The 16,705-nt window shown below is 32.8% G+C and carries 16 protein-coding genes; 5 read left to right on the forward strand and 11 right to left on the reverse strand.

Annotated elements, in window-relative coordinates:
• Positions 1–26: 26 nt before the first annotated feature.
• Genes mrdA through dapF form a run of 5 tightly spaced genes read right to left on the reverse strand, consistent with a single transcriptional unit; the run spans position 27 to position 5,330 of the window.
• Positions 27–1,823, reverse strand: a complete 1,797-nt coding sequence (mrdA, locus tag AAGD36_RS04860) for a penicillin-binding protein 2 (protein WP_341755160.1) — start codon at positions 1,821–1,823, stop codon at positions 27–29.
• Complete coding sequence (locus AAGD36_RS04865; protein WP_341755161.1) at positions 1,813–2,331, reverse strand: hypothetical protein; 519 nt, start codon at positions 2,329–2,331, stop codon at positions 1,813–1,815. Before AAGD36_RS04865 ends, mrdA begins: the two co-directional genes overlap by 11 nt.
• Complete coding sequence (locus AAGD36_RS04870; protein WP_341755162.1) at positions 2,328–3,284, reverse strand: NAD(P)H-dependent glycerol-3-phosphate dehydrogenase; 957 nt, start codon at positions 3,282–3,284, stop codon at positions 2,328–2,330. Before AAGD36_RS04870 ends, AAGD36_RS04865 begins: the two co-directional genes overlap by 4 nt.
• Positions 3,281–4,528 (reverse strand): tRNA (N(6)-L-threonylcarbamoyladenosine(37)-C(2))-methylthiotransferase MtaB, encoded by a 1,248-nt coding sequence (gene mtaB, locus AAGD36_RS04875; RefSeq protein ID WP_410521231.1) that lies wholly within the window; start codon positions 4,526–4,528, stop codon positions 3,281–3,283. The genes AAGD36_RS04870 and mtaB overlap by 4 nt, the downstream gene beginning before the upstream one ends.
• A complete protein-coding gene (gene dapF / locus AAGD36_RS04880) occupies positions 4,521–5,330 on the reverse strand; it encodes a diaminopimelate epimerase (RefSeq protein ID WP_341755164.1) in 810 nt (269 codons plus the stop codon). Before dapF ends, mtaB begins: the two co-directional genes overlap by 8 nt.
• 186 nt (positions 5,331–5,516) lie before the next feature.
• Here dapF and AAGD36_RS04885 point away from each other — a divergent pair, with 186 nt between their 5' ends.
• The 5 genes from AAGD36_RS04885 to AAGD36_RS04905 all read left to right on the forward strand — a co-directional run bounded on the left by AAGD36_RS04885 (position 5,517) and on the right by AAGD36_RS04905 (position 9,765).
• Complete coding sequence (locus tag AAGD36_RS04885) at positions 5,517–6,056, forward strand: DUF1543 domain-containing protein (RefSeq protein ID WP_341755165.1); 540 nt, start codon at positions 5,517–5,519, stop codon at positions 6,054–6,056.
• 99 nt (positions 6,057–6,155) lie between these two features.
• Complete coding sequence (locus AAGD36_RS04890; RefSeq protein WP_341755166.1) at positions 6,156–7,418, forward strand: pitrilysin family protein; 1,263 nt, start codon at positions 6,156–6,158, stop codon at positions 7,416–7,418.
• Positions 7,415–8,098, forward strand: coding sequence for a uroporphyrinogen-III synthase (locus AAGD36_RS04895; RefSeq protein ID WP_341748000.1), 684 nt, complete (start codon positions 7,415–7,417; stop codon positions 8,096–8,098). Before AAGD36_RS04890 ends, AAGD36_RS04895 begins: the two co-directional genes overlap by 4 nt.
• On the forward strand, positions 8,079–8,693 hold the full coding sequence (locus AAGD36_RS04900) for a hypothetical protein (protein WP_341755167.1): 615 nt from the start codon (positions 8,079–8,081) through the stop codon (positions 8,691–8,693). The genes AAGD36_RS04895 and AAGD36_RS04900 overlap by 20 nt, the downstream gene beginning before the upstream one ends.
• A 4-nt stretch (positions 8,694–8,697) precedes the next feature.
• Complete coding sequence (locus AAGD36_RS04905) at positions 8,698–9,765, forward strand: tetratricopeptide repeat protein (RefSeq protein WP_341755168.1); 1,068 nt, start codon at positions 8,698–8,700, stop codon at positions 9,763–9,765.
• 2 nt (positions 9,766–9,767) lie between these two features.
• Here the strand turns inward: AAGD36_RS04905 and AAGD36_RS04910 are convergent, their stop codons facing one another.
• From AAGD36_RS04910 to nuoF, 6 genes are all read right to left on the reverse strand, one after another.
• Positions 9,768–12,143: a penicillin-binding protein 1A gene (locus AAGD36_RS04910; RefSeq protein WP_341755169.1), complete on the reverse strand. Its 2,376-nt coding sequence runs from the start codon at positions 12,141–12,143 to the stop codon at positions 9,768–9,770.
• A 170-nt stretch (positions 12,144–12,313) separates the two neighbouring features.
• A complete protein-coding gene (gene miaB, locus AAGD36_RS04915; protein WP_341755170.1) occupies positions 12,314–13,651 on the reverse strand; it encodes a tRNA (N6-isopentenyl adenosine(37)-C2)-methylthiotransferase MiaB in 1,338 nt (445 codons plus the stop codon).
• A 79-nt stretch (positions 13,652–13,730) separates the two neighbouring features.
• Positions 13,731–14,045 carry a type II toxin-antitoxin system RelE/ParE family toxin gene (locus AAGD36_RS04920; protein WP_341755171.1) on the reverse strand — a complete coding sequence of 105 codons (315 nt, stop codon included), beginning with the start codon at positions 14,043–14,045 and terminating at the stop codon, positions 13,731–13,733.
• Positions 14,032–14,298: a type II toxin-antitoxin system Phd/YefM family antitoxin gene (locus tag AAGD36_RS04925; protein ID WP_341748005.1), complete on the reverse strand. Its 267-nt coding sequence runs from the start codon at positions 14,296–14,298 to the stop codon at positions 14,032–14,034. Before AAGD36_RS04925 ends, AAGD36_RS04920 begins: the two co-directional genes overlap by 14 nt.
• A 63-nt stretch (positions 14,299–14,361) precedes the next feature.
• Entirely contained in the window at positions 14,362–15,348 is a 987-nt protein-coding gene (locus tag AAGD36_RS04930; protein ID WP_341755172.1) for a hypothetical protein, read from the reverse strand.
• Between the two features lie 42 nt (positions 15,349–15,390).
• Positions 15,391–16,656, reverse strand: a complete 1,266-nt coding sequence (gene nuoF / locus AAGD36_RS04935; RefSeq protein ID WP_341755173.1) for an NADH-quinone oxidoreductase subunit NuoF — start codon at positions 16,654–16,656, stop codon at positions 15,391–15,393.
• Positions 16,657–16,705: the final 49 nt, after the last annotated feature.

The raw sequence follows: 16,705 nt of genomic DNA on the forward strand, positions 1-16,705 counted from the left end.
CACTAAGTACGAATAGTAAAAAATATTCAATTATATTTATCAAGTACCATAGCCATAATCTTACTAGCTATAGGGGCTGCTGCCCTGCCTCCACCTCCACCATGATCTACAAACACTAAAACAGAGTAACGAGGTTGTAGGTAAGGAGCAAACCCAGCGAATATAGCGTGGTTACGCCTTTCCCAAGCAATTGACTCTCTATTTAAATCATCATTGATATTAGCCTTTGATTGCACTTGTGCCGTACCTGTTTTACCAGCTAATTGATGCCCTTCTGTCAAAATTCTACTATAATAGGCAGTCCCACCTTGCGTATTAACTGCTCTATACATGCCTTCTTTTAAAATATCTAGATATTGTTGATTTATATTAATCTGATCGAATACTGACCCATCTTTTACTGATATATCTTTAGCAATTTTAGGATTATACAATTTCCCATTACTGGCAATTGCTGTTACAAATCTAGCTAGCTGGATTGGAGTAGCTGATAAGAACCCTTGCCCTATCGATAAATTAAGAGTATCACCAATCGTCCATTTAGAGTTAAATTTTTTCATTTTCCACTCTTCTGAAGGAACAAAACCTGATGCTTCTCCGGTTAAATCAATGCCAGTTTTTGTACCAAAACCAAAATTTCTTGCCATATCTAATATTCTTTTATGACCTATCAAGCGAGCTATTTCATACATATAAGAATTACAAGAATATTTGATAGCATTATACATATCAACGATGCCATGACCATGACGATTCCAACATCTAGCACTATTATTACCTAATACTGAAGCACCAGTACAATTAACAGTTTTAGTCGGTTTAATGCCATTCTCTAATCCAGCTAAAATTGTAATAATTTTAAAAATAGATCCAGGTGGGTAAGTACTTTGTATGGTCTTATTAATCAACGGCTTATAGGGATCATTGACTAAACTTTGCCAGTAATCTTGGGATAATTTTATAAAATTATTAGCCTCAAATACTGGTGACATAGCCAGCACTAGCACATTACCATTATTGGTATCGATAACTATTGCAGAGCAACCTTGTTTATTTAAGTATGGCTGCACTCTTTGTTGTAGTTCCACGTCAATATTTAGATGTAAGTCCTCACCTTGCTGGCTTTGAATATTGGTGATTTCTCTTACTTGTTTACCCAAGGCATTTACTTCTATCTGCTTATAACCAAATTTTCCACGTAACTTGTCTTCATAATATTTTTCTACACCAAATTTTCCAATATTAAAATCCCCTAAATTGTTAATTTGTAAATCTTGTTTTTCTTGCTCATTAATCTGTCCAGTGTACCCTATCACATGACAAGTCGATTCTGAAAAATGGTAAAATCTTGAATAACTAGCATCTACAAAAATAGAACTTAAATTTAACTTTTGTTCTTCAATAAGTGACATTTGTTGCCAGCTAAGATTATCTAGTATAACCAAAGGAATATGTTTATTGGCTTTTTTTATTTTTTGCTTAATGTAATTTTGTTCTTCTTCGGATAATTCTAGGATATTGGCAACTAGAGCTAATTCGTTTTTGTAATCATTGCCATTATGTATGTCAAGTAACAACCTAAAACAAGTTTGGTTTGTAGCCATAATGTTACCGTTGATATCATAAATTTGCCCTCTAAAAGGTGGAATTAGAATAAAACTTATACGATTTTTATCAGATAAAGTACGATATTTATCATTTTCAAGCAACTCCATAAAAAACATTCTTCCAGCCAATAACGAAAGCAATGTCAGTTTTCCTGAACCTATGAGAAAAGCCCTTCTTGATATTAACTGGCTATATAATATTTTACTATTTAGCATGTTTTCTAAAATATTCTAATGCTTTATCAAGTGGAATTCGTAGCAAATTATATGAGAATATAGTAGTTAGATACTGCATTAATATCATAAAATACCCCTCCGAAGATAAGCCTTTGCTTAAAATCAGCAAATATCTAAAATGTAATATAAAGAAATAATAGAAACAAAAGACGATAAAATTTGTTAAATAACTTCTAAGTACAAAAAATTTTCCTGTGAATTCTAAAATTATGTGAGCAATTATCAGAACCAAAGAATTTGTACCAATTGGCATAGAATATAATTGGTCAAAAATTATTCCTGCTAAAAATATTAGCCAAAAACCAATATGATAAAATGTGGAAAAATAGTAGAGTAAACTAACTTCAAAAGCTGAGAAAATAATAGATTCTCCATTAATTCTAAAATTTTCTAACGGAAAAATTAATAATAACAAACAGAATTCTAATAATATTATTTTACCAAATATTGGTGATAACATTTGTGATAAATTGCCAAAAAACTTCATACTAATTTCAGTTCTTTAATTACTGATGAAATAATCGGTAATGTTAGATCATATTTTCTTATGAGATCCAATACCAGTTTAGCAGATTCTCGACCCTCCACTAAGTATAAATTTTCATTTAAAAATTTATTAACATCTAAGTGCTTCCCTAATTCATAACCAAATCTACTATTTCGCGACTCTTTAGAGTAACAAGTTAGCACCAAATCCCCTAATACGCCTGGAGCATATAAAATAGAGCTATCCCCTAATTCTCCATCAATTGCCTCAGATAAAATTTTTATTTCTTGAATCGCCCCTGTTATCAGAGCTGCTTTCGCATTCTGTCCATAACCTTTTGCATCATACCAACCACTCTTTATTGCTATAATATTTTTAACAGCTGATGCCACTTGCATTACTACCACATAGTCAGTTATGGTAACCTTAAATTGCTGTGATATCAAACTAATTGCCAATCTTCTTGCAAGGTCAATGTCTACAGAAGCAATAGTTACCGAACTTAATAAATTTTGGGCAACTTCTTTAGCTAGGTTAGGTCCAGCGATAAACGCCAATGGATTATTTGGTAATATCTTTTTTACTTTATCGGATAGTAGTTCTGTAGGATATCTAGAAAAGCCCTTAGTTGCAACTAATAACGCCATATCCTTAGATATCCCAGTATCTTTTAATATATTCAGAGTATCATGAAAAGCAAAAGATGGCACAGCAATAATTATTACTTCTTGATCTAAAATAGCTGCCAACTCACTATAAGGCACTATATTACTTGGTAATGTAACATCGCTACCCAAATATTTGCTATTGGTTTTACTATTTTTTATTTCTTCAACAATATTATTATCACGTAAAAATATGGGAGCATTATCGTAACATCTTGCCACCTGGCAAGCTAGTGCAGTTCCCCAACTACCACCACCATAAACAGCAATATTTTTAAACTTGTTCATACCAAAATTTCTGAAATCATGTGATTACCCTCTATAGCAACTAGCCGAGCCTTAACAATTTGTCCTACGTCAAAATTACCTTCAAACTTTACCGGAATAAAATTTTCTGTATGAGCCATGTTATTTTGTTCTACAAGTAATTCCACTTCATGCCCTATACTTCTTTGGAAGAATTGCTGTAATTGTTGCTCCCCTGTTACCCTTAAAATTTCTGCTCTGGCTTTTCTAACGGATTTTGCTACTTGCGGCATTCTGGCAGCTGGAGTTTCGTCACGTTCAGAATACGGGAAAACATGTAAATATTGCAAATCCGCCTCAGAGATAAGTTTTCTTGTATTCTCAAACATTGTCTCATTTTCCGTTGGGAAACCAGCTATAATATCTGCCCCAAATGACACATTTGCTCTTACATTACGTAATTTATGACAAAAATCAATAACATTCTGACGATTATGGCGACGTTTCATACGCTTAAGAATCATGTCATCACCAGCTTGTAGACTAATATGGAAATGTGGCATGATTTGCGGAGCATAAGCCATCAGCTCGAACAAATCATCATCGATCTCGGCTACATCAATGGACGATAATCTAAGCCTCTTTAGTTCTGGAACCAGCCCGATAATCCTTCTAATCATCTGAGCAAAAGTTGGAGTTCCTGGCAAATCTGATCCATATGCCGTAACGTCAACTCCGGTAAATACTACTTCATTATAACCATTGGCTACTAATGTCCTTAACTGCTGTACTATTACCCCCATTGGTACTGACCGACTATTTCCTCTAGCATAAGGTATAATACAGAAGGTACAACGATGATTACAACCATTTTGCACCTGAATAAAGGCACGAGATTTGCCATCAAAACTAGCCACCAGGTGATTAGCAGTTTCAGTAACAGACATTATATCATTTACTGCCACTTTTTCTTCGGTAAATTGATAATTGCTAGCAATCAATTTTTCCTCATTACCAATTACTTTATCAACCTCAACCATATTAGCAAAAATAGCTGGGTTATTCTGAGCAGCACAACCAGTAACAATAATTTTTACATCAGGATTATTTTTCTTAGCTTTACGAATTGCTTGACGCGATTGTTTTTCAGCTTCCTTAGTGACAGCACAAGTATTAAATACTATGACATTTTCTAAACTAGAAAGAGCTAGGTTAGTTCTAATCACTTCACTTTCGTAAATATTTAATCGGCAGCCAAAAGTTACAACTTCTTGTGATTTAGCCATAAAGAAACTCTCCACGTGCCACTAAAGCAGCAGAACCAACCATTATTATATTTTCCCCTTGCTTTGACATTTGTAGACTACCCAACTGAAATACCACTTCGCAGGGAGAGGTAATAAAGCCTAGCTTTACTGCCGAAGCAAAGCTAGCACATGCCCCACTACCACAAGCAAGAGTTAATCCTGCTCCTCTTTCCCAAACCGATAAATAAATTTTATTACCCTTGATTGAAGCAAAATTAACGTTAACACCATCAGCAAATAATTCTTTTTCCTGTAATTTCTCTCCTATTATTTCTTTATCTTCAATAGCAAGATCACTAAAAATAACAAAATGTGGATTACCAATATCGGCACAAATAACCTCCTTGATGTCAATCATATAACGTTCCATAATTGGCCAAATCCTTTCGGTTGAAGGCATCCAATCTTCCTCGAAACTAACTATTCCAGTATCTACCTCGATCTCGTTGTCACTTAGTATCTTACAAGACAATTCTTTTCCATATATTTTTAAAGTAATTTCTCTGATACCAAAATCGAGATATATCAGCTTGGCAAGACATCTTGAAGCATTACCGCACAATTTAGCACTTGAGCCATTTTGGTTATATACAGCCATTTCATAGTAATTGGTTTTTTGATTATAAATAATAAACTGATCACAACCAATACCAGTATGGCGATTGGCAATCTTTAGAGATAATTGTTGCAAATCACAATTTTTAGGTAAATCACGCTGATTGATAATCACAAAATCATTACCTAATCCATGCATTTTAGCGAAATTGATTTTTTTTAACACGAGAATATCTTTAGTTGTTTGAGTTTAGGTTGCTACAAAGCAACTTAGCTATTATACCAAATATATGAAATTTATGTAGAAAATAATAGACTCCTTGTTAGTATCATACCTATAATGATATTAACAACTAACTAATAACTATTAAAAATATATCATTGAATTAGCCAAAAATTAAAAGAACTTTATATGCCTTATTTGCAAAAATTTGTATTTGACTCACCTATGTTATGTGTTTTCTATTTAGGAGGAAAAGTTGAAGGTTGCAATATAGAAATGCATGATGTTGTATTTGCAGTCGGGAAATCTGATATTGAAATTTCCCAAAAAATTAAAAACAAATGGTGTGGTATAAAAACATCTCTACATGTTGATTCTTGGTTCATACTAGCTAGTCTTAACGGTTTTGATGTTAAAATTACGGAAATAAAACCTCAATCTAGTACCAATCATTTATATTTTGTTAACCTTGGTTCTTATAAGAGAAACTTTTTTGGAGAAAATCATTTTATCACTTTTGTTGTTGCACAATCGAGAAGCCAAGCCATTGAACAAGCAAGAAGAGAAGTGTCTAAGGGTACAGAAATGTTACATACTGACAATATCTATGATATAGATGAATGCATTAGAATTACTGAAGTTGATAATTACCATATTGCACTTGAATATACTGGCATAAAAAAGAAGTTAAGTATAATCAATGGTTATCAGCAACTCAACTATCTTTGACTTATGCAGTAAGTCTTTTGTTTTAATAGGAAATGACTCCTTGCATAACTAGTTGTAAAGAGTTATTTTAAGGTCATTGGAATCTAAATAAGTGATAAAATGAACTTTAATTCAAGCAAACTTAAAAATGGTCTAACTATTCTTACCTATAATATGTCTAATGTAAATTCTGTAGCTATTAATGTCATTGTTAATGCAGGTAGCCGCTATGAACAACCTTCAGAAATAGGTATATCCCATTTTCTTGAACATATGGCATTTAAGGGAACAACAACTAGAACTGCTAAGCAAATTGCTGAAGAATTTGACTCGATAGGAGGACATTTTAATGCATATACCTCGCATGAACAAACTGTTTATTATTCAAAAATATTGAATGAAAACTGCTATAAAGCTTTAGAAATACTGGCAGATATCATCCAAAATTCAGTTTTTTCAAAGGAAGAAATAGCCAAAGAATATCAGGTGATTCTACAAGAAATTGCTCATGTTCAAGATAACCCTGATGAACTTATCCACGAGAAATTTTACAGTAGTGCTTATGAGAATCAAGCACTTGGCAGGTCAATTCTAGGAACTCACGACAGTTTGGCTAAATTTGATAGAGAACATTTTAGTAATTACGTTGACAAACATTATAATGCCGAAAATATTTACTTATCAGTAGCAGGAAATATTTCCCATGAGCAAGTTGTAGAATTTGCCAAAAAATTATTTTGTTCATTAAAAAATAAACAAAACAGTCATTTTGAGAAAGTTAGATATACAGGGGGACATAGCTTTATCACCAAAGATCTTGAGCAAACTACTCTAGTTCTAGGTTTCGAGAGTGTGCCGTATTTTAACATACAACAATTATATCATACGCAAGTTCTTTCACTAATACTTGGCAATGGTATGTCATCGAGATTATTTCAACAAATCAGGGAAAAACTTGGACTGGTTTATTCAATTGGTAGCTATAATAGCTCCTACTATGATAGTGGGATTTTTGGCATATATGCCTCCACTAATCATGATAAACTACCATTCCTTACAGAACAATTAGTTAATGAAATAAAAAAAGTTTCTACAGACATCAAAGACTCAGAAATTGATAGGGCTAAAGTACAACTAAAAACTAGTATCTATATGGCTCAAGAAGAATCTTCTTATAAATCAGAAGAAATTGGTAAGAATTTTGCTGTTTTTGGCAAATATATACCTACTGAACAAACTATTGAACATATTATGAATATAACAAAACAAGATATAATAAATATTGCTAACAAAATATTTGTTACAAAACCTACTTTATCTATTATTGGTCCTAAACCACTTGCCATAGATTATCAAGAATTATGCCATAAGCTAGCTTTATGAAATCGGTGCTATTAACTAGAAGTTTAGAGGATAATAATGAAACCATTAGAGAATTGGAGAAAAATTGTAGTTTTAAATATATCTGTTCTCCTTTAGTGGAATATCAAGCTTTGCCATTAAATAGCACCATTTTGCATAATTATGTTAATATAATTGTCACCAGTAAATTTGCTGCTAGAATCCTTGCTGGGCATCAAGAGGTAGAACAAAAGAACGTATGGATAGTTGGCAATTCATCAAAGTTAATTCTAGAACAAAGAAATTTTGTAGTACGATATGTTGCTACAAATATTCAAGACCTACTAGAAAACATCCCTCAAGAAATATATGAGCAAACCATATATTTATCGTCAAATGAAATTACTCAAGATTTGCCTCAAAAAATAAAAAGACACATTATTTATCGGGTAAAATACGCGACCCAGCTGTACCAAATAGCAGAGATTGAAAAGGGCATCAATTTTATTTTACTATATTCACAGAACAGCACTAAGACTTTCATTGAATTATTAATAAAAAATAATTTGCTAAAACTACTAGATAATAGTTTAGTGATTACTATAAGTGAAAAAGTAGCAAATATTATTAGATATTTTGCCAAAAATGTGGTTTATTGTGATAATGGACAGCCGCAACAAATGTTAGAGTTATTAATTTATAATGCAAAAATCAGAAACTAATATAATAAAAGTTCGTAGTAATAATCCTATTATTCTTACAATTATTCTAATTGTGTTATTTGCCATATCAATAGGTTACATGACTTTTTTAAATAATAAAAAAGTAGATACTGAACTACCTGACAACCCAACTACTTCTAAACCAGCTACTATATCAGAAAATGTTGTACTTCAAAAAGATAGTAGTTTGAATCAAGAAGAAGTCTTATTAAACCACCAACCCAAATCATCTAAGACCCCCCCTAATTATAGCATTTATTTACTTAGCATTAATCTTTTAGTGATAAATTTTTTACAAGATAAAGATTATACACAGCAAATTCGTCAAATTGAAACTGTAGAGTTACCTACAAAAATAAAAAATATTTTGCTAGACCTACACAATTATAATGAAAATTATTTACTTAATAATAGTCTAGGTTTAGTCAAGATATTTCCAAAAGCAAATTGTTGGATCGAGAAATTTATTAAGATTGAAAGGAAATCTAGTTTTACCAAAGATAAAGAAAAACTAAAGTTGAGAATAATAGGCAATCTAGATTTTTTTATTAATTTCTTTTATTCAGAAGAATTACAGCAAAAATTTGTAGAGTAAAATAATGATAAGATTATTAATAATTTGTATTACATTTTTGTTATTATATTTAGGCTTTTCTGTCTTAAATCAGCTTGACTCAACGTTGACCTTAAATTTATATGATTATTATATAGAAACTTCTTTTTTTACTTTCATTATTTTATATATATTATTTACACTTCTTAGTGCTATTTTTTTAAAAATAATATTTCTAATTATTGATCTACCTGCTAATTTAAAAGATATTTTCTTTTCCAAAAGAGCCACTACTGATAATTACCTACTGATGAAGGCTATGGCAGAATATATTGCTGGTGAAAAATCAAAGTCAGTAGCAACTAGTCAGAAAATAGCTTACCGTTTAAGCGAAGAAAACAAGGTATTTCATACTTTACTTTTAGCAGAAGCAGAATTAGATACTTCAATAAGAATACAATATTTTCAGGAATTAGAGCAATCTAAACATTATAGTGCCTTTGTTACTAAAAGACTTGCACAAATATTTTATCAAAATAATATGTATGAAACAGCTGAGAATTATGCTGTTAGATCATTTAACCTAAATGAATTTGATAGTGAAACTTTAGAAATTTTACTTGATTGTTATGCTAAACTTTCTCTGTGGACAAAATTTATCTTTGTGGTATCCAAACTTAACAGAGTTGACACACAAAAACTAGAGTCTATACAGAACAAAATAGCTGATTATTATGTTGACGCTGCCAAAAATATGCTAGAAGCTAATGAGACAAAAGATGCTATCCATTATTTAGAATCAGCTATTAAACTTATACCTTCACATATCTCCGCATTAAATCTTTATCTACCTATGAACTCTTCTAGCTGGAATAATAAAAACATTGAAATATTAAAAGCTGCCTTCGCAAATAACCCTTCTTTTGAGATTGTAGAATTATATAAGCAATTTTCTTCTGTACCACCTTTAAGTATTTATGAAGATCTAGCAATGTTAGTAAACCCTAAACAATATTTAGGGCTATTTTTAGCTATAGCCGCTTATTTAGGCTTACCGGAAAAGATTAAAAATCTTAAAAATGAACCTGAACTATTACCTTTTCATGATATTTGAGATTAATATATCTCCTGAGAAGGATCTTTTTCGGGAGGGATATTATGGAAAGCATCATTATCTTGACCTTGGTGTTCTTCTTGATAATCTAATACTGGTATATCATGAATTTTGAATGCTTCCATAATACTACTAGCAGAAGTAATTTTACCAGTTGTTGGATCTATTGGTAACAATTTAATTGATTCTGGTACTTTAAATGCCAGTGATGGAATATCAGAATAAGCCTTCTCCATAAAATCAATAAATATAGGCAAGGCAACACTTGACCCTGTTGCAGTTCTTCCTAGTGTTTTTGGCGTATCATAACCAATATATGTTCCGACAACTATTTTTGGAGTAAAACCAATAAACCAAGTATCCATACTATCATTGGTAGTACCACTTTTACCAGCTACAACCTTACCAAGTTTTTTTGCAGCTGTTGCCGTGCCTCTTTCAACTGCTCCAGTAAGAAAGGAGATAATCTGATAATCACTTGCCTCATCGGTAATCATTCGACAATCTGGTTGAGATATGATAGGTGGTGATAAGTTATCAGTAAGCTGGGAGTCAGATACATTACAATTTTTACATTCCCTATTATCTCTACGATAAATTATTTTACCATTACGATCTTTAATTAGCTCTACGAAATGCGGCGTAACTTTTTTTCCTGAATTAGCAATTATTGCATAAGCATTGGTCATTTTTTCTAGTGTGGTTTCGAGCGAACCAAGCACCATAGAGTAAAATCTCTTCGGCTCATTATTAATACCAAATCGCTTGATTATCTCAGCAACTTTGCTTAGCCCTATAGCTTGTGCTACCCTAACAGTAACAAGGTTTCGTGATTTCTCAAGCCCTATACGCATAGTAATTGAACCTAGAAAATTCCCTTTATAATTTTTTGGTCGCCAAACTGGCATGCCAGGACCTTGCGGAATCTCTACTGGACCATCTTCAAAAATTCTATTTGGCTGGATTGCGTTTTCTAAAGCAGCAAGATAAACAAAAGTTTTACTGAGTGACCCTGGTTGTCGCAGTGCCTGAGTAGCACGATCAAATTTACTAACTGTGAAATCATATCCACCAACGCTGGCAAGTACCTGACCTGTTGTAGGATTCATCACTATAATCGCACCATTAACAGTAGGAATTTGCCGCAAATAGTAATTAGCATTTACTTTTTCGACTACTACAACGTCACCTTTCTTTAAAAGAGTTTTTACTGATTTAAGATCATTTTTTGCCCATTTCATTTCCGATAAAACTATTTTTGACTTACTCAAGTCACAAAGACCAATTTCCGCTTGATTATCTGCAACATTTAATACCACAGCTAATTGATATTCTAAAATAGCTGGAGGCTTTGCTACTTTATTTAAATTATCTTGCCAGTTATTTAGATCAATATTAGTTATGACTCCTCTAAAACCATGCTTCCTATCATATGCTCTTATGCCTTGCCTAAGAGCATTTTCTGCAGCTTGCTGATAACCAGCATCAAGTGAAGTAATGACCGTTAACCCTCCAGTATAGAAATATTCTTTACTGCCAATTTTACTAATGACTTCTTCCCGTACTTGTGCAGCATAATAACCGGCTGTAACGGTTTCATTACGATCCCGCTTTTGCAAAGTAATAGGACTATCTACTGCTTCTTTTGCTGTCTCTTGCGTTATATAACCATCTTCCAACATTCTCATAATAACATAATCTCTACGATCTTTCACCCTAGCATAATTTCTCTCCGGATTAAAATTTGATGGTGCTTTTGGTAGACCAGCGATAAAAGCTGATTCGGCAACAGTTAAATCTTCAATAGACTTATTAAAATAATTCTGAGCAGCCATGGCAACTCCATAAGCTCCCCTACCAAAAAATGTTTGATTAAGATATAACTCCAAAATTTGATCTTTAGTAAAAGTTTTTGAGACCATATATGATAAAATCGCCTCTTTAATCTTACGTTCTATCGATACCTCAGAGCTTAATAAAAAATTCTTAACTACTTGCTGGGTAATAGTTGACCCTCCTTCCACTCTACGACGGTGTACGATATTAGAGATATTTAATATTGCTGCTCTGATTATACTTATAACATCAACTCCTGGATGTTCAAAAAAATTCTTATCTTCTGCTGAAATAAACGCCTCTATAAGAGAGCGTGGTACACTACTAATAGGTACAAAAACTCTACGTTCCAAAGCATATTCCTCCATTAATTTCCCATTTTGGGCATATACTCTTGTTACCGATGGTGGATGATAATCGGCAAGTTGAGAATAGTCCGGTAAATCCTTAGAGTAATGATACAACAAATATATACACACACTAAGTGCTATTAGCCCTAATATTGTAAATAATTTAAAAAATATATATAAAAGTTTGAGCATTTTTGATAGTGTGTTTCTTACATTTATTCAAGTGAAAGTTTTATTTTATATAATATCATCATCTAAAACATCCTTCCTGTTTATTTTTTAGCTCCCAGTTTACGTTGTGATGACTACCCCCATTCGGGATAAGAATAGTTATTTCTTATCCCGAATTCGCGTAAATTGGATTACAGCACCATTTCTCCGCTCAAACTATTTGCCCCAGCATTGATAATTTTTACATCGATAATCTGACCAAACAAATCTCTTGCAGGGTTTATTACATGCACCGACTGCATATAACATGTTTTCCCTATCAGTTGATTGTCCAATTTACCGTCACGATCAAACAATACTGGCATTATTTTGCCAATACAACTTTCATTAAACAATAATTGTTGGCGAGATATTTCTTGCTGTAAAATTGCTAAACGCCTAGATTTGATATGTTCAGGCACTTGCTCTTTAACCGCAGCAGGTGTACCAGGTCTTGGACTATATTTAAAAGAATAACACTGACCATAACCAACCTTCTTTACTAGATCTAAAGTGTCAGCAAAGTCTTCATCCGTTTCCCCGGGGAATCCTACAATAAAATCAGATGAAAAGACTATATCTTTTCTTGCATTCCTCAAACGATTAATAATATCGAAATAATAATCTCTGTTATGCCTACGATTCATTGATTTTAAAATTTTGTTAGAACCTGACTGTACTGGCAAGTGCAAAAACGGCATTAATTTTGGTTCAGACCCATGTAACAGAATCAAATCTTCTGTCATATCAATAGGATGAGAAGTAACGTATCTAATACGCTCAATATTTGGTATTTCTGCTATATAACTGATTATATCTGCTAAACTACACTCTTTGCCTTCAATAGTTTGTCCATGATAAGCATTAACATTTTGACCTAGCAAGATTACTTCTCTTGCTCCGTTTGAAACGGACCTTATAACTTCCCTGTATATTTGTTCTAGACTCCTTGAGAATTCTGCACCCCGAGTATAAGGTACAACACAGAAAGTACAAAATTTGTCACAACCTTCTTGAACTGAAATAAGGCTACTTACTCCTTGTATATTAGACTGTTCAGGTAGCTTATCAAATTTAGCTTCTTCAACAAAATCCAATTTAATTACATGTTTTTCATGTCTAGCAATTTTTGCTATCAACTCTGGTAAATCGTAGTAAGATTGTGGTCCTACTACTATATCTACATAACTAGCTCTTCTAAAAATTTCATCACCTTCAGCTTGTGCAACACATCCAGCAACAGTAACGATTACATTACCTTCTCCCTTTGATTTTCTATCATCTTTAATTTGTTTGATGCGACCAAGCTCGGAATACATTTTTTCTGCAGCTTTCTCCCTAATATGACAAGTATTTAAAATAATCATATCAGCTTGGTACATAGAATCAGTTGGCTGATAATCAAATGGCTCTAGCAAATCCTGCATCTTGAGGGAGTCATATACATTCATTTGACATCCGTAAGTTTTAATAAAGAGCTTTTTTTTCACGTTTTTTACTTAACAAAAATAAATTAGGTTGCATTATATATAATACTGTAAAAAATATGACATATTTTTTGGAATGATTTTATTTGAGGTTATTGAGGTTTGGAAAGTTATGAAGCTTATAGTACATATGTTTGTGTAATACTCTAACTATGATAATACCATACTCTTGTTTTAGATAATACAATATATGTTTTTTTGTAGGGAAGCTCAATAAGGTAGGATATATATCATTTCGTAAAGTACCTATATTAGGATTAAGACTTAAAGCAATAGCTTTGTTATGTATCTCATCTAAATATTTTATAGTTTGCTGCCTTCCCCAATGTTTTAGTGTATAATCTGTAATATCTTCAAGATCACGTTTCGCACTATTTGTAAATTTACACTGAACCATTAAGCTTTATTTTTAAGTTATCAAAAACAACCTTATGAGAGTGTATTTTATTTTTTGCTAAGTCATCTAATCCTTCAGAAATTGCAAGTTTTAATACTTGTTCTTTAAAAGATTCTAATTCATGAAACTCTTTATCAGAAACTATTACAGCTATAGGCTTGCCATGTCTACTAATGCTGATAGGTTCTGTTTGCACTTTGATAAGTAATTCACCAAACTCACGTTTTGCTTCAGTTGCATTTAATTCTTCCATGATAATAATTATTTTAATTAATATGATTAATTAAAACATAAATTATTAATATAATCAAGTTAATTACAATGTCTTTTTCTTGTGGAACATTACATTATGCCAATCACTAAAAGTTTGATTCTTAGTTCTTGTTTGTACAAAATTATAGAATATTTTTAAGGTATTATAACGATCCCACTTCCACTGACAGCGATAATTTTGATCACTAGGCTTACAACTTGGGACTAGCTTATAACCATTACTCACAGATTCTACATATGTTACCGAATCATCGAATGGTTGTAACTCGCCAGCTTCTTGTTGTTTTAACATCATAAGCTCAGCTGTAGCTGTCGTGGCACGACCATCTCCACCTAAGCAATGTAAATAAACCCATCGACTTGGATTTAATTTTAATTTTTGATCAAAAAGTGCTACCATTCTATCTAAATTATCACGATTAGGTTCTCGATGATCTAATGTGGTAATTCTATAATAATCAATATTCAAACCTGCCATTATATCAGCTTCAGTCTTAGTAGAAATAGGTATACAGATTGCTAGGTCCTTCTTTGTTGGCGTAGTCTTCAAATTATTTACATATATACTAAGTTGCTTGTAAGTTGGTAATATTGAACCAAAAAGATATTGCTCCTGTAGTATAATTTCCTCTTGAGATTTATTAGCGTTAACGTCATTATATGGTAAACTGATAAAGGACACTGGGTTTAGATCATTGAATCCATGATACTCACTCCTTAAATCAACATCAATAATATCTGTTTTACACCCAATAGCATTTTTAAATTGGTTAACACTAAATTGTCCACTGGCAATTATATTATATTGTTCGATATATCTAATATTTTTAGGAAGTAATTCTTGTAGTTTATTATAATTATTAAATTGGAAATATGCTAAATTTCCATTATTTAAATATTCTGATGGTAACATGTAAGTAATACAAGATGAACAACTACGATATGATATAAGCAATAATAACCCCATTATAGCAAATGCAATAATAAATTGAGATTTTCTACTTATGTTCAGAGCTATTATTTTCTTCATTTATATGATACTAATTTGCTAACAGTAACAGAGCAATCTAAACTAAACCCCTTGCTTGGCTAGCCTTTCTTCAATCTCATGACGGAAATGACGAATTAACCCTTGAATAGGCCAAGCAGCAGCATCTCCAAGGGCACAAATAGTACGACCTTCGATCATTTTTGTAACGTCCAATAATTGATCTATTTCATCTATTTTTGCCTGACCGCGTACCAGTCGCATCATAACTCGCCACATCCAACCTGTACCTTCTCGACAGGGGCTACACTGACCGCAAGACTCATGCATGTAGAATTTACTAAGCCTAGCAATAGCGTAAATAATATCCGTAGAATTATCCATAACAATGATTCCACCAGTCCCGAGTGCTGAACCAGCTGACCTTAAACTATCAAAATCCATTGCAACATCCTGACATAATGACTTTGGTAGCAACGGTACTGATGAACCACCTGGGATAATAGCTTTCAGATTACTCCATCCACCCCGTACACCCCCGGCATATCTCTCAATCAACTCCTTTAAAGGTACGCCCATGGCTTCTTCAACATTACATGGCTTATTTACATGACCAGAAATACAGAAAATCTTTGTTCCGGTATTATTAGGCTTACCGATTCCAGCAAACCAATCAGCTCCACGCCGGAGTATAGTAGGCACAACGGCAATTGATTCAACATTATTAATAGTTGTTGGACAACCATATAAGCCGAAATTAGCTGGGAATGGTGGCTTTAATCTAGGGAAGCCCTTGTTGCCCTCTAAGCTTTCGAGCAGAGCTGTTTCCTCACCGCAAATATACGCCCCAGCCCCTCTATGCAAATGAATGTCAAGATGATACCCTGTACCACAAGCATTACTGCCTATAAAACCGGCATCATAAGCCTCATCTATAGCACGCTGTACATTGGAGGATTCATTATAAAATTCACCACGAATATATATATAGCAAGTATGTGCGTTAATAGCAAAACTGGCGAGCAAACAACCTTCAATTAATTTATGTGGCTCATACCTTAAAATATCACGATCCTTGCACGTACCAGGTTCTGATTCATCAGCATTAACCACTAGATAGCTAGGTTTCGGGTGATCTTTAGGCATGAACGACCATTTGGTGCCAGTCGAAAATCCAGCACCACCCCGCCCTCGCAGACCTGATTTTTTTACTTCATCAATTATCCATTCTCTACCTTTAATAATAAAATCTTTTGTATTATCCCAATCTCCACGTTGCTTACTGCTTATTATATCATATTTTTCCTGCCCACTAAGATTAGAAAAAATTTTATCGCTAATTTGTAACATAATTAACTCTTAGAATATCTACATATGATATTATAGCTGAAGGCAAACA

Source organism: Candidatus Tisiphia endosymbiont of Ptychoptera albimana (assembly GCF_964026605.1).
GTDB lineage: Bacteria > Pseudomonadota > Alphaproteobacteria > Rickettsiales > Rickettsiaceae > Tisiphia.